Source organism: Listeria rocourtiae subsp. hofi, from assembly GCF_963575615.1.
Classification (GTDB): domain Bacteria; phylum Bacillota; class Bacilli; order Lactobacillales; family Listeriaceae; genus Listeria_A; species Listeria_A hofi.
Genome location: NZ_CAUYTL010000050.1, coordinates 1 through 15,154, shown reverse-complemented (window position 1 = coordinate 15,154; position 15,154 = coordinate 1). Strand labels below are relative to the sequence as shown.

Here is a 15,154-nt window from a genome sequence, read left to right as displayed (position 1 = left end):
GAGCTAACAGTTCCTACTGCCAAGCCTGTAGTGGACTTTCACCACCTAGCATTTGCGCATGCTGGGCGCACAAAAAGAGAGCTACCGCAAAATTGGGCACCTCTCCTTTGTTTTATTGATACTTTTTGAATACTAGTGTCGCATTGTGTCCGCCGAAACCAAAAGAATTGGACATCGCTACATCCACATTCATTTCACGAGCTACGTTTGGCACGTAATCTAAATCGCAGACTGGATCTGGATTATTTAAATGAATCGTTGGTGGTACAATGCTATCACGAATTGCTAACACGCTGAAGATAGCTTCAATACCGCCAGATGCGCCTAATGTGTGCCCTGTCATTGATTTTGTAGAGCTAATTGCGAGTTTTTTAGCGTTCTCACCAAAAACGGTTTTGATTGCTTGTGTTTCATAATCGTCATTATATGGCGTACTCGTGCCATGAGCATTGATATAATCTACACCAGCCACGCTGATTTCTGCATCTTTTAAAGCCATTTGCATCGAACGAGCAGCGCCTTCTCCACCAGGAGCTGGGGCAGTAATATGATATGCATCACCAGTTGCACCGTAACCAACGATTTCTGCATAGATTTTTGCACCGCGGGCTTTAGCATGTTCTAATTCTTCTAAAATAAAGATACCCGCTCCCTCTCCGATGATAAAGCCATCGCGTCCAATATCAAATGGGCGACACGCTGTTTCTGGATCTGGATTAAGTGACAAAGCTTTGTTCGATACAAAACCAGCCACAGACATTTTCGTGATTGGCGCCTCAGCACCACCTGTAATCATCACATCCGCGTCTCCGCGTTGAATAACTTTGAAAGCATCCCCAATCGAGTTAGTCGCTGTAGCACAAGCTGTAACTGTCGCTGAGTTGATTCCTTTTGCACCGTGACGAATCGATACTTGACCACTTGCCATATCCGGAATCATCATTGGCACGAAGAATGGGCTAACACGGCGATGTCCACGATTTAAAAAGATTTCATATTGTGATTCAAACGTCTCCATACCACCAATTCCTGAGCCGATCCAGACACCAACTCGTTCTGCATTCGATTCATCAATCGTTAAACCAGCATCTGCAACTGCCATATCCGAACTTGCAATCGCGTAATGCGTGAAGCGGTCCATTTTACGGGCATCCTTCTTATCAATATATTTCTCGATATCAAAATCCTTCAATTCCGCAGCGATTTTAACTGGGAAATCATCTGGATTCAGTCGTGTAAGTTCAGCAACACCGTTCACACCTTTTTTTGCATTCTCCCAAGCTGTATCGGCGTCATTTCCTATTGGAGTAACAGCACCAACACCCGTTACTACGACACGTTTTTTCTCCATTTTTTCATCTCCTCTTCTACAATTATTACACAAAAAATAACTTCCGCTAATATAGCAGTAGTTGGTCATACAAAAAATGCTATTACTAATAACAAAATATAAAAAGACACCTTCATTATATCATAAATAAAATCTGATTTCTGCAAAAGACATATTTCGTTTACTGTTTAAAAAAGTCTGGAATAAAATGATGCGTTATCCCAGACTTTGTTTTGTTCTATTTACCCCATTTAAGAATTAGTGCACCCCAAGTTAAACCGCCGCCGAATCCAACTAATAGTAAGTTGTCATCGTCTTTAATACGTCCTTCTTCCACCGCGTCAACTAAAGCAAGCACGATGGACGATGCGGATGTATTGCCGTATTTATGGACAGTTTTCATCAGCTTTTCTTCTGGTAAATCAAGACGTTCACGCGATGCTTCCATAATACGAATATTTGCTTGATGCGGAATTAGCAAGTCTAGCTCTTCTTTTTCCATTCCTGCTTTTTCAAGGACACGTAAAGATGCTTCACCCATTTGACGTACAGCAAAACGGAAAACTTCGCCACCATTCATATATAGTTTACGTTTTTCATTGAGATTCAAGTATTTTCCGCCTGATCCATCAGAGCCAAGATCAAAAGAAAGTAATCCGCGACCATCAGATACAGGACCCATGACAACCGCTCCAGCACCATCTCCGAAAAGAACAGCCGTACTGCGATCTTCCCAATCTGTAATTTTGGATAATTTATCTGCACCAACAACGACGATATGCTTGTACGCACCTGTTTGGATAAATTGAGCGGCTGTTACGGCTCCGAATGTGAAACCCGCGCACGCTGCTTCAAGATCCATCGCTGCGGCCTTGTTTGCGCCGAGTCGATCTTGGATGATGTTACCTACGGACGGAAAATTAGATTCTTGTGTCACTGTTGCAACGATAATTAAATCAATGTCCGCCGGCGTTAATCCTGCGTTTTCAATTGCGGCTTTTGCGGCTTCATAAGCCATATCATGCACATATTCATCATCACGAGCGATGCGACGCTCCTCGATTCCCGTTCTTGTACGAATCCACTCGTCAGATGTATCCATTATTTTTTCTAAATCTGCGTTTGTAACGACGCGCTCCGGTACATATTTACCTACACCTAAAATACCTGCATTCATTTCGTATTCCTCCAAGAAAAATTAGTTGTGAAGCGTTTAAATCGCCTCTGGTTATAAATATAAAAATATAATTGCTGATTTTTCGAATTGATGGTTGGTGATTTGGGAACATTACTTGACTAATTTCGCGAACTCTCACTTCAAAAAATGGCGAGGCTTGCCTTTGTTCCCAGCCTCCTCTCACGCGCACCTTGGAAATAGTCTTAAACACAGCAAAAAACTAAGCGCTGGCTTTCACTTTGCTCGTCACGGTTTCCTAAGGGATAAGCGGATATGTTTGGCTTTTTTATTACCTGGTCCTAATTTTAACAGACAATCATATATTTAACAATAGAAATTATCTGATTTGCCTTATTCTCTCAAAAATATAATATGTCAAAACTTCATATATACTAATCTACTTTTAAAATTTTTCTAATTAAGATATTATAACGATATCTAACCAACAACTTTTTGACGCAATGAACAAATACATGGTCAACCTCTCACTTTTATGCTAGAATAAATCGAGGAATCCTTGAACGGAGGTGTTGTGTCATGCGTTATATCATTACATTTTTCTGGGTGTTTATTTTAGCTCAAATGTCTGCGTACGTAGCTGCTTCAGTTATTGCAGCGACTTACGATTTCACAATGGGAACAATTATGGCTGTCGCTATCTCCATCGCGATTTTTCTTATTCCTGTTTTGATGCCGAAAGAAAGCGAAACCTACGATATCAGGTAAAAAAAGTATGTTGACCAAAATTGGTTAACATACTTTTTTACTTTATTCGCCTAAATAGTATTTATTCGTTGGTTTCAAATCCTCATCCAATTCGTACACCAGTGGCACGCCAGTCGGAATTTCGAGTTCCATAATGTCATCATCGCTAATACCTTCAAGGAATTTCACTAACGCACGTAAACTATTTCCATGCGCTGCAATCACCACACGCTTGCCACTTTTTATTTCAGGTGCAATCGTATCCATCCAATAAGGAATCACGCGCTCTAACGTCACTTTCAAATTCTCACCAGACGGAATTGCACTTGTATCTAGTAACTGATAACGGCGATCATTTTTCGCTTGGCGGTCATCATTTCCCTCTAAAAGTGGTGGTAATGTATCATAACTACGACGCCATAATTGGACTTGATCGGCGCCATATTTATCAGCGGTTTCTTGTTTATTCAAACCTTGTAACGCGCCGTAATGACGTTCGTTTAAGCGCCATGATTTATGAACAGGAATCCATAATTGTTCCGAACCTTCTAGCGCATAATCTAACGTCCTAATCGCACGAGTTAAAACAGATGTGAAGGCAACGTCAAATTCGAGCCCCGCTTCTTTAATCAGCTCCCCAGCCTTTTTAGCTTCTTCCTCACCTTGTTCTGACAAATCAACATCATGCCAGCCTGTAAAAAGGTTCAGCTTGTTCCATTCACTTTGTCCATGACGAATCAATACTAACTTCATTTCTCTCAATCCTCTCCACGCTTCATTTTCATATCCATTTGCCATTTTCCCTACTTCGTTAAGTATAAAACTCCTCACAAAAAACAAATCTGAGTAAGGAGTTTGTAAAGCTTATTCCCCTACTATTTCAAAATCAAAGCGACCATCTTGTAGTGTAATTGCAACTTCCGAATGTGGCATAATTTTTCCAGCGACAATTTCGCGGGCAAGTGGCGTTTCGATTTGGCGCGTAATATAGCGTTTCAGTGGACGCGCACCGTAAATAGGATCGTAAGCCTCTTCAGCGATAAAACTTTTCGCGTCTTCGGTAATTGTAATCTTAATTTCTTGACCAGCTAGGCGGATTTGCAACTCGGCAACTACTTTTTCAACAATGCCTTTAATATTTTCCAACGTCAACGGTTTAAATAGAATAATATCATCCACCCGATTCAAAAATTCTGGCTTAAACGAGGCTTGCAAAACTTCAAGAACATCTTCTTCCAGCTTCTCAGAAATTTCACCGTCTACCGTACGTTCCAACAACATTGTCGAGCCGATGTTTGAGGTCATGATAATCACCGTATTTTTAAAGTCAATCAGACGTCCTTGCGAATCGGTAATCCTGCCATCATCCAGCACTTGGAGCAAGATATTAAATACATCTGGATGTGCTTTCTCAATTTCGTCTAGCAAAATAATGGAGTACGGATTGCGACGAACGGCCTCGGTTAATTGGCCACCTTCTTCATAACCTACATAACCAGGTGGCGCTCCGACAAGCCGTGATACCGCGTGTTTCTCCATATATTCCGACATATCAATCCGAATCATATGATCTTCTGAATCAAAAAGGTTAAAGGCTAGCGCTTTAGCAAGTTCGGTTTTTCCGACACCAGTTGGACCTAGAAAAATGAATGAGCCAATTGGGCGTCGCGGATCTTTAATTCCAGCACGTGCACGAATTACAGCATCGCTTACTAGACCGACTGCGTTTTCTTGTCCAATAACTTTTTCTTGGAGCGAATCTGCTAATTTCAACAGTTTCTCGCGCTCTCCTTCGACTAATTTAGCTACTGGAATACCAGTCCATCTCCCTACGATATCCGCGATTTCATTCTCCGTAACTTCTTCTTGCAAAAGTCGATCCTCATTCGCCGTTTTCTCGCGATTTTCCTCTTCTAGCAACGCCAACTCTTTCTCCACCTCTGGAATACGGCCATGACGAAGCTCGGCTGCTTTATTCAAATCGTAATTGTTCTCCGCTTCTTCTAATTCGTGTCGCAAATGATCAATTTGTTCGCGAACTTCACGGATTTTACTAATTTCATTCTTCTCTGATTCCCATTTAGATTTCATCTTGTGGGCTTCTTCTTTATAGTCTGCCAGTTCTTTTTGAAGCATTTCCAAACGGCGTTCGCTCGCTGGATCTTTCTCCTCTTTTAGCGCAGCCTCCTCAATTTCTAGTTGCATCACTTTACGCGTCACTTCGTCAAGCTCGCTTGGCATCGAATCAATTTCAACGCGAATCGTAGCGCATGCTTCATCGACTAAATCAATTGCCTTATCTGGCAAAAAACGATCTGTGATGTAGCGATTCGACAAGCTAGCCGCTGCAACCAATGCATTATCATGAATATTAACCCCATGATGAATTTCAAAGCGTTCTTTCAAACCACGTAAAATGGACACAGTATCTTCAACGGTAGGCTCTGGTACCAGTACTTTTTGGAACCTGCGTTCTAGGGCTGGATCTTTTTCGATGTATTGGCGGTACTCATCCAATGTTGTAGCACCGATACAGTGAAGTTCACCGCGAGCAAGCATTGGTTTTAGCATATTCCCAGCATCCATGGCACCGTCTGTCTTTCCAGCTCCAACAATCGTATGAATTTCGTCGATGAATAACAAAATTTCGCCGTCACTATCTTTCACTTCTTGTAAAACAGCTTTCAGGCGCTCTTCAAATTCACCGCGATATTTCGCACCAGCAATCAGCGAGCCAATATCCAGTGAAATAATCGTCTTATCTTTCAAACCTTCTGGCACGTCTTTACGTACAATACGTTGCGCTAAACCTTCCACAATCGCGGTTTTACCAACGCCAGGCTCTCCGATTAGGACTGGATTATTTTTCGTTTTCCGCGATAAAATCCGGATAACATTACGAATTTCGGCATCACGACCAATGACTGGATCAATTTTTCCAGTACGAACTTCTGCGACTAAATCGCGACCGTATTTTAATAGTGCTTCATATTGTTCTTCTGCATTTTGTGTTGTCACTCGTTTTCCTCCTCTAATTTGTAGAATTGCTTCGTTCAATTGTTTTTTCGAAATCCCGACCGTTTCTGTCACCGGGCTTTTTTTCTGTTCCATCACGGCTAACAGTAAATGCTCCGTGGATACATAATCATCTTCTAATTTTTGGCGCTCTTTCTCGGCGTCGGCGATTAATTCGAATAACGACGAGCTCATCGCTTGACCGTACTGCACGTTGCTTCCCGTCACGCTCGGTAATTTCTCTATTTCAGATTCTATCGTTTTTAATAACAGTTTCGTGTCTACTCCTGCTACCTCATACACCCGCTTCGCAAAATCGCTATGTTCTGAAAGAGCTGCAAATACGTGTAGCGTATCAATTTGTTGTTGCTTTCCTTCGATGGCTAATTGTTGGGCTGACGCGATTGTCTCTTGCACTTGTTGTGTAAACTTCTGCATTTCCATAAGTTTAGACGCACCTCGTTTCCATAAATATAGTTTCTATTATAAACGGTCATTCCTGAAAAAACCTCCGCTCTAAGAACGATTTTTTTCTATTCTGACCTTTACTGACCATATAGTTATTATAGTCTTTTTTATCCTTTTTGTCCAAGGAAAACGGTCGGAAGAAGCATACTTTTTATTTCCAGACTTTTTAGTAGTATAATGGAGAGAACAGGAGGCGATTTTTGTGAGGAGAAAAGAAGAATACTCGATTCAACTTGAAAATGTAACGTGTTTGGCACCTAAAGAACACTCTGGTACAACCATTCTCTTTCAATTACAAGGCGAACTTATAGTTTCAGTGGCAGAACATGATTTTCAGCTCTATAAGAATGATTTGATTGTCTTGAATCATCGTGAACTTTATACAGCACATGGTTCGGATGATGCGATTGTGATTCACTTACATATTTCGAGCCCATTTTTCACGTCTTATTACGCTAATTATTTCCATCTCGCCTTTGATTGCATATCGAGTCAGATTGACACAGGGCGTGAAAAGATGATTGCCTTATTGCGAAAATATCTTTCAGAAATGATGATTGCGCAATCTCATAAAACGGAAAGTAGTCAGCTTGAAATACAAAGCGCATTGCTTCAAATTATGTTACTTTTAACTCGGTTTTTCAAGAAAGAATTGCCAGTGCAAGAAGGAATAAGTATCCACGACACGCGAATTACTCGAATTACACAACAGTTGGAGCAACAATTTGATGAGCAGATTACGTTGCAGGATATCGCGGAACAGGAATTCTTATCTACCTCGTACTTATCTCGCTATTTTAAAAAAGTGACTGGGCTGGGCTTTTTGCAGTATTTGACGCAAATTCGGTTGAAACATAGCCTGGAGGACTTGCGTACGAGTTCGGCCAATATTTCACAGATTGCTCAGAAAAACGGTTTTTCCTCCCCTAAAAATTTCACAATTTCTTTTAAAGCCTATTTTGGGAAAACGCCCGCTACCTATCGACAAGAAATGATGAATGAGCTTGCTTCGGTTGCTGAAAAGCCCGCGTATATACCAACACAAACGAAGCGGGTTACGGAATCTCCGGATATATTAGCGCAACTAGCTTACTACCGACAAGCGGCAGAACAAGTTAGCTTTGTGGATGAGGCTCCATTTGAGAAAAAAACAATTTCAATTGGCTCTAGTAAGCCAACCACGATTCCAGAAGCTATGCATATTTTGACAATCGGCGAGTTACATGTGGTATTGCAAGAAAATGTGCAAACGCAGCTTTTGATGGCGAAAGATGAGCTTGGTGTACGGTATGTCGGTATTAGGTATTTAATACCCGGATCAACATTGCTACCAGATAAAGAGACAGATGAGAAAGTTCCAACTTCTTCACCATATGCAAATTCAGATTTAGCAATTTCTTATTTGAAGAAACTAGATTTAGGACTATTCATTCGGATTGAGTATCAGGATATCCCTATTGATGAGAATGCATATTTCTTAAAATTAGAGCAATTTCTACGTCATACGATTCAGGTTTTTGGACGTCACTTTGTAAGTAGATGGTATTTTATGTACTTCGAGCCACACAGGACAGCCGTTTCTAAGAAAGAATTACGTCGAGTTTATTTAAAACTGTACGCATTATTGAAGCAGTTTGATGCACAGATTCAGGTCGGGAGCTATTTTCCTTTTTCAGAACGACGGGAGGCTCCACTTTCTAACCATGAATGGATGAAAGATACGGCAGACAGGATTGATTTTGTTGGATTTAATGCGAATCAAAATGAGGCGGTTGATTTTAGCAAAAGTTCGAACGAGGAGTTTCTTGTGACGGAAGATTATGTCTTATCGAAAACTCGGAAATTGAAACATTATTTGAAAAATCATCACTTGGATAAGCCGTTAATTCTTATTAATTGGAATACATTAACGGGAAATACACGCTTTACAAATGGCACTTTTTTTCGAGGGGCTTTGATTTTTCAAACGATGCTGGCTGTGAGTTCAGAACTTTTCGGGCTGGGCTTTTGGATTAATACGGAGTTACATGAGGATGAATGGAAGGATCGCAATATTCGGTTGGACGGGTTGGAATTATTTCATTACTTTAATGGAAAGCGCCCTGCCTTTTATGCCTTAAAATTCAAACAGCGATTACGCGGGGAAATTGTGGCTTATGGAGATGATTTTGTTTTAACGGCATTTGAGGATGGCTATCAGTTAGTCTTGCTTAATTGTAAGCAATTTAATCCGCTTTATTCGGTGGAAGATTCGCTTCTACATGATTATCGGAAGGAGTTGCACATTCGCTTGAAAGGGCTTTTTCCTGGACATTATCAGGTGCGGAAATTTCAGTTTGATTTGGATAATGGCGCGCTCTATTCGAAATATTGGGAGTTAAATAGTACGCATGGATTAGATCAGGAATTGTTGGATTATGCAGAGCAAACTTCTGTTCCTAAACTCTCAGTAAGTGAAGAAGTAATGACAGATGATTGGTCATTTTATGCCTATTTAGATATTAATTCAATTCATTTTTATGAGTTTCGAAAAACAATTTGACCTAGAAATGTGCCGGCGAATTTCGTGATTTCACCGGCACATTGTTTATGCTTTTTGAGTTGTTTTCATGTTTGGTATGAATGCTACGAAAAGGCATGTGACGATAGCAGCGACGGCGATGGCGATAAAAACGGTTTGATAAGTGCCAAATACCCCTACAAGTTGAGCCACTATCATCGGTGCAAAAACGCCACCAAGTGTTGCGCCTGTGTTAACGACCCCTGTTGCTGTACCAACAATGGATTCATGCAGTCGCTTAAGAGGTAAGCTAAACATAGTAGAAAAAATCATGACAGAACACATATAACATAGAAATAGCCAGAATGTTAGCACGACAATGCTACTGGATTGATATACAAGAAGAGCCGAACCGGCAGTAATAATACTGAGTACAAAGATGACACGCTTTTCACGATGTTGGAAAAAACGACCAACAATATAGGCTGTCCCAAAGCTTCCTAATAAACTTCCAAGTCCTGCGACGGCAACAATAATGGAGATTACACCAAGTGATACATCGCGTTCATCAGCTAAATAGGTTGGTGTCCAGTTGGCAATTGTGTATAGGACAATGTTAATGCTACACATGGCGATGAATAGCAAGACAACCGCTGGATTCGTTACCACTTTCCAAAATGGCATAGCAGCCTTAGCCTTTACTTGCTTGCTCTTCTGCTTCTCTTTATGCAGATTGGGCAATTTCCAAATGACGAGGATAAGTGCTAATACGAATAAAAAGGCGATGCAAAACACCGAGCCACGCCAGCCAAATGCTCCGATGACGATTGGGATAAGTAATGGACCAATGATTGATGCAATACCTGATGTGGAAATGAGTATCGACTGTGCCCATGTTCTTTTTTCCATTGGATAAGTGTCCGTTACTGTTCTAGCTGATGACGTTGGATAGCCTGCGTGGCCAATTCCTGCGAAGAAACGGGCAGTAATAAGCGCTATGAGTGTTGATGCAGATCCAAAGACAATTGATGCCACTGTAATGATAGACAGCGAAATAATCAGAACGAATTTTGAGCCTAGTTTATCATTTAAATAGCCAAACGGAATTTGCATAATTGAGTAGCCGATAAAAAATGCGGAAAATATGTAACTTTTTTCGTCAATGCTGAGATTCAATTGTTCTGCAAGCGGAACTGCAATCACACCGATGACCAGTTTATCAATGTAGATCGCGATATAACCTAGAAATAAAATGGGTAATATACCTTTTCTTTGTTGCGTCTTCTCCATGTTTTTCCCCTCCGAATATAGCGCTTTCTTTTTATTATAGCATCATAATTTCTTGTAACAAATAGTTTTCTAAACATTTGAAAAATAGTAAATAAAAAAGCCCCCTTTTTATCCACTATTACTTTTAGAAATGATTCAAAGACAAAAATTAACTGTTTTAATAACAAAAATTCTCTTATATATTCGAATTGATGTGTTTATAATGGAAGATGAGGAAATCTTTAGACAGGAGGAGATATGATGAAGCAAAAATTACTAGCAAAGTTAACCGAAAAACAGGATCGAATCATCGAGATACGGCGTTATTTACACACACATCCCGAACTTTCTTTCCAAGAGGAGAACACGGCGGCTTATATCGCGGATTTCTATAAGAATAAAGAGTGTAATGTACGAACAAATGTTGGAGGTCATGGGATTGTCGTTACAATAGACAGTGGGAAACCTGGACGGACACTCGCGATTCGTGCTGATTTTGATGCTTTACCCATCCAAGAAGAAACTGGACTCTCTTTTGCATCCCAAAATCCCGGTGTCATGCATGCTTGTGGACATGATGGTCATACAGCCTACATGCTAATTTTGGCGGAAACACTCATTGAAATGAAGAATCAGCTTCACGGCAAAATTGTTATCTTGCATCAGCCAGCGGAAGAAACTCCTCCTGGTGGAGCGATTGCGATGATTCACGATGGCTGTTTAGATGGCGTGGATCATGTGCTCGGTATTCATGTGATGTCCACAATGTCAACTGGTGAAATCGCATACCGTGAAGGACCTATTCAAACTGGCCGTGCATCTTTCAAAGTTAAAATTACGGGTCAAGGTGGGCACGGCTCTTCTCCACATATGGCAAATGATGCGATTGTAGCAGCAAGTGAATTCGTAGTCGCCCTACAAACGATTATTAGTCGGCAGCTCAATCCTTTTGATGTTGGCTCCATCACGATTGGTTCTTTTGATGGAAAAGGTAGTTTTAATGTGATTAAGGATGCGGTCATATTAGAGGGCGATGTGCGGGCAATGACAGAAGATACTCGAACTTTGATTGAAAAAGAAATTCGCCGTATTTTGGATGGACTGGCCACTATGTTTAGTATTACCTATAATCTAGACTACGAAAATGATTATCCAGTGCTTGTAAACGATGTGGCGCTGACAGAATTCGTGAAGAAATCACTGCAGGAAACCGCAATTGCAGAAGTAACTGCGATTACGCGATGCGAGCCACAACCACCCTCTGAAGATTTTGCGTATTATGCCAAAGAACGACCAAGTTGCTTCTTTTATGTCGGTGCTATGCCAGCGAATGGCGTTTTCTTCCCACATCATCATCCTAAATTTGATATCAACGAAGATTCGCTACTCATTGCAGCTAAAGCGATGGGTGCGCTTGTAGCAGATTATACAGAAAAATACAAGGAGTGAAGAAAGATGCGTACAAAATTAATGCAAATGATCGATAAACGGAGTGAAGAAATGATTGCAATTCGCCGCCACCTTCATGCACACCCAGAATTATCTTTTCATGAACAAGCAACAGCGGACTACGTAGCCAAATTTTATGAAGGAAAAGATGTTGTTATTGAGCGCGAAGTTGGAAATGGGCATGGCATTATTGTAACGATTACTGGTGGCAAGCCGGGAAAAACATTGGGTCTGCGTGCAGATTTTGATGCACTTCCAATACAAGAAGAAACCGGACTTCCCTTCGCTTCACAAAACCCCGGTGTGATGCATGCGTGCGGACATGACGGACATACCGCTTACCTACTAGTCCTTGCTGACTGCCTAATCCAACTAAAAGATGAACTTCCCGGCACAATTAAAATTATTCATCAACATGCAGAAGAAACACCACCAGGAGGGGCAAAAAGTATTGTTGAATCTGGACTTTTAGATGATGTCGATACAATTTACGGTATTCATGTGTTCCCATTTTTCAATGCAGGCGAAATCGGATACCGTAGCGGTTTTGCAATGGCAGGTCGTAGCTATTTCAAGCTTGGCATCCAAGGAACTGGCGGACATGGCTCCTCACCACATATGGCCAATGACGCGATTGTTGCTGCATCCTATTTTGTAACTGCAATACAAACTATTGTCAGCCGTCGACTCAATCCTTTTGATACAGGCGTTGTAACAATTGGTTCTTTTGATGGAAAAGGTAGCTTTAATGTGATTAAAGATTATGTCGAGCTCGAGGGGGATGTGCGCTATATGACAAGTGAGACACGTAAGCTGATCGATCGAGAAATCCGCCGTATCGTAGCTGGTCTAGAAGCAATGTATGGTATCACAGCGACACTTACTTACACCGATGATTATCCATCACTATACAACGACCCCGAAGCCACAAGCGACGCAGTATCCTACCTCCAAAAAGGCATCGGTGATTATCTAACCGCTGTATCCGAAGCCGAAATGCTCTCCGGTTCCGAAGATTTCGCCTACTACCTCGAGAAAATTCCGGGTGCATTCTTATACGTTGGAGCGAAACCTAAAGACGTTAAAAAACCATTTTTCAATCATCATCCAAAATTCGATATCGATGAAGATTCGCTTCCGGTTGCAGCTAAATCAGTTGCGGAGATTGTGCTGGGGTACTACGGAGTAAAATGAGAATATAAAATTGTCTTATAATTTTTGCACTATCCTGTAAATCCATTTAAAAGTTTCTCTATGTCTCATGGGGAAGCTTTTTTATTTATGAACTTTGTTATTTTTTTCGACACATTCTCTCTACATTTGTACGATGGTTTAAAATAATAACTCATATTGTGTACCTTTAGCGACAAATCGCCAGCCATACTATTATTTATTATCCTATCATGCTAAGATATTATGATGATATTTAAAAATGTTGGAAAGAGGTATGCTAATAAAATAATATAAATCGAATGTGTATTAATGCACAATTTTTTATGAATTAATTTAAAAATGAAAGAGGTTAATAAAATGAAACTACCCAAAATAGCAAGCGCATTAGTCATAACATCCATCTTAAGCACAACTATTGTAACACCATTTAGTGTACTTTCTGAAATATCAGTAAAAGCAGCATCCCAAAGCTCTAAAATAGCTACTGATGCAATATTAGCGCTTTTTGCAAACGATAATCCGTCCACCAATGTCCTTAAGCTAACAACTGATCAATCAGCAATCGATGCTGCACAACAATTAACCGACGTAGCTACTGATATAACTGACACCGTAAGAGCAAACATGCAAGCAAGCATAGATAAAGCGCAAGATTTATTGAAAATAAGAAATACATCGATAGATTATAGTTTATTCGCGTACGATGCAGATATAACATCAACAGCCATTACAGGAATAGTGGGTAAAGGGATTACAAGTGTACACCTACTTATAGATGGTGTTGTGAAAACAACTGGGACACTAAATACGGATGGAACCTATAGCATTCCGACAAACGATTTTATCACACAAGGCTCCAAAGTAGAAATAGCAGGATACAATGCTACAGGCGAAGTGGCACGAAAAACTGTAAATGTTAGCAATAATCAAAAACCTCTAGTGCCGGGAGCAAATGAAACACTAGCAAAGAAAATGGCATCGGATGCAGTACTGGCTCTTTTCACAAATAATAATCCTAGCACAAATACACTCAAACCAACGACTGCTCAAAAAACAATTGATTTTGCTCAAAACTTAATTAATGTTGTCCTTGACCCTGTTGTAAAAGCAAACATGCAAAAAGAGTTAGACAAAGCACAAGATTTGCTAAATGCGGCAAAAGTCTCTCTAAACCTCTCTCCATTTAAACTAGGTACAGACAGTTATGTTACTGGTCAATATTCTGGTGATGTAGCAAAAATTAGCCTTACTGTTAACGGTGTAGAAGGTACTAAAATTCCTGCTACGGCATCAGCTATTAAGTACTATGCAAAAACTGTTATTCTTAAAGATACTGACAACGTGACATTAAACGCTTATGACACAAATGGTAAAGTAATCGATACAAAAGCTGTCACTGTAGAAAAACCAGTGGTCTCAGTAGTAAATGGTTCTATCACTTCCATCAATCCATTTGTGATTGGTAAAGATAGTTATGTTACTGGACAGTACTCTGGCGATGTCGCAAAAATCAGTCTCACTGTCAATGGAGTAGAAGGAAGCAAAATTCCCGCTACAGCATCAGCTATTAAATACTATGCAAAAACCGTTATTCTTAAAGACACTGACAACGTGAAGTTAACTGCATATGATACTAAAGGTCAAGTACTCGACACAAAAACTGTTAGCATTACAAAACAAGCAGCAGCCGTAGTTAAAACAGGATCCATCACTTCCATCTCCCCATTTGTAATTGGTAAAGATGGTTATGTAACTGGAGAATATTCTGGTGATGTTGTCAAAATTAGTCTCACTGTTAACGATGTAGAAGGCACTAAAATTCCCGCTACAGCATCGGCTATTAAGTACTATGCAAAAACTGTTATTCTTAAAACAACTGATAAAGCAGTATTAACAGCTTACGACATCAACGGTAAAATTCTAGACACAAAAACAGTTACCACAACAAAATAATAACATAATGAAAAAAGAAGAATTCCTCCTGCTATAGGATTAAAGTGGTACCCATGTCAAGGACACTTGTAAAAAGAAAGAATTAAGCACTCGCTAAAAGATGGTTTCTGTATTG

At 40.3% G+C, this 15,154-nt stretch carries 10 protein-coding genes; 5 read left to right on the top strand and 5 right to left on the bottom strand.

Annotated elements, in window-relative coordinates:
• Positions 1–112 precede the first annotated feature (112 nt).
• Entirely contained in the window at positions 113–1,351 is a 1,239-nt protein-coding gene (gene fabF, locus R8925_RS14755) for a beta-ketoacyl-ACP synthase II (protein WP_430536550.1), read from the bottom strand.
• Positions 1,352–1,568: 217 nt separating this feature from the next.
• The gene (locus tag R8925_RS14750; protein WP_430536549.1) at positions 1,569–2,507 is read right to left on the bottom strand and encodes a beta-ketoacyl-ACP synthase III; all 939 of its coding nucleotides are present in this window, start codon (positions 2,505–2,507) and stop codon (positions 1,569–1,571) included.
• A 537-nt stretch (positions 2,508–3,044) separates the two neighbouring features.
• Here R8925_RS14750 and R8925_RS14745 point away from each other — a divergent pair.
• A complete protein-coding gene (locus tag R8925_RS14745; RefSeq protein WP_430536548.1) occupies positions 3,045–3,233 on the top strand; it encodes a YjzD family protein in 189 nt (62 codons plus the stop codon).
• 42 nt (positions 3,234–3,275) lie between these two features.
• On the opposite strand, the gene gpmA is transcribed toward R8925_RS14745, so the two are convergent.
• Positions 3,276–3,965 carry a 2,3-diphosphoglycerate-dependent phosphoglycerate mutase gene (gpmA, locus tag R8925_RS14740; RefSeq protein WP_430536547.1) on the bottom strand — a complete coding sequence of 230 codons (690 nt, stop codon included), beginning with the start codon at positions 3,963–3,965 and terminating at the stop codon, positions 3,276–3,278.
• A gap of 111 nt (positions 3,966–4,076) precedes the next feature.
• Entirely contained in the window at positions 4,077–6,671 is a 2,595-nt protein-coding gene (clpB, locus tag R8925_RS14735) for an ATP-dependent chaperone ClpB (protein WP_430536546.1), read from the bottom strand.
• 226 nt (positions 6,672–6,897) lie between these two features.
• On the opposite strand from clpB, the gene R8925_RS14730 reads away from it, so the two are divergent.
• The gene (locus R8925_RS14730) at positions 6,898–9,237 is read left to right on the top strand and encodes a helix-turn-helix domain-containing protein (RefSeq protein ID WP_430536545.1); all 2,340 of its coding nucleotides are present in this window, start codon (positions 6,898–6,900) and stop codon (positions 9,235–9,237) included.
• Positions 9,238–9,282: 45 nt separating this feature from the next.
• On the opposite strand, the gene R8925_RS14725 is transcribed toward R8925_RS14730, so the two are convergent.
• The gene (locus tag R8925_RS14725) at positions 9,283–10,485 is read right to left on the bottom strand and encodes an MFS transporter (protein WP_430536544.1); all 1,203 of its coding nucleotides are present in this window, start codon (positions 10,483–10,485) and stop codon (positions 9,283–9,285) included.
• Between the two features lie 240 nt (positions 10,486–10,725).
• On the opposite strand from R8925_RS14725, the gene R8925_RS14720 reads away from it, so the two are divergent.
• From R8925_RS14720 to R8925_RS14710, 3 genes are all read left to right on the top strand, one after another.
• Complete coding sequence (locus tag R8925_RS14720) at positions 10,726–11,913, top strand: M20 family metallopeptidase (RefSeq protein WP_430536543.1); 1,188 nt, start codon at positions 10,726–10,728, stop codon at positions 11,911–11,913.
• 6 nt (positions 11,914–11,919) lie between these two features.
• Positions 11,920–13,107 (top strand): amidohydrolase, encoded by a 1,188-nt coding sequence (locus tag R8925_RS14715; RefSeq protein ID WP_430536542.1) that lies wholly within the window; start codon positions 11,920–11,922, stop codon positions 13,105–13,107.
• A 336-nt stretch (positions 13,108–13,443) separates the two neighbouring features.
• On the top strand, positions 13,444–15,039 hold the full coding sequence (locus tag R8925_RS14710) for an immunoglobulin-like domain-containing protein (protein WP_430536541.1): 1,596 nt from the start codon (positions 13,444–13,446) through the stop codon (positions 15,037–15,039).
• Positions 15,040–15,154 lie beyond the last annotated feature (115 nt).

What these genes read in the sequence shown, in the direction of transcription:
- fabF (WP_430536550.1), bottom strand. Translation starts at nt 1,351, where the DNA reads ATGGAGAAAAAACGTGTCGTAGTAACGGGTGTTGGTGCTGTTACTCCA.
- R8925_RS14750 (WP_430536549.1), bottom strand. Translation starts at nt 2,507, where the DNA reads ATGAATGCAGGTATTTTAGGTGTAGGTAAATATGTACCGGAGCGCGTC.
- R8925_RS14745 (WP_430536548.1), top strand. Translation starts at nt 3,045, where the DNA reads ATGCGTTATATCATTACATTTTTCTGGGTGTTTATTTTAGCTCAAATG.
- gpmA (WP_430536547.1), bottom strand. Translation starts at nt 3,965, where the DNA reads ATGAAGTTAGTATTGATTCGTCATGGACAAAGTGAATGGAACAAGCTG.
- clpB (WP_430536546.1), bottom strand. Translation starts at nt 6,671, where the DNA reads ATGGAAATGCAGAAGTTTACACAACAAGTGCAAGAGACAATCGCGTCA.
- R8925_RS14725 (WP_430536544.1), bottom strand. Translation starts at nt 10,485, where the DNA reads ATGGAGAAGACGCAACAAAGAAAAGGTATATTACCCATTTTATTTCTA.
- R8925_RS14720 (WP_430536543.1), top strand. Translation starts at nt 10,726, where the DNA reads ATGAAGCAAAAATTACTAGCAAAGTTAACCGAAAAACAGGATCGAATC.
- R8925_RS14715 (WP_430536542.1), top strand. Translation starts at nt 11,920, where the DNA reads ATGCGTACAAAATTAATGCAAATGATCGATAAACGGAGTGAAGAAATG.
- R8925_RS14710 (WP_430536541.1), top strand. Translation starts at nt 13,444, where the DNA reads ATGAAACTACCCAAAATAGCAAGCGCATTAGTCATAACATCCATCTTA.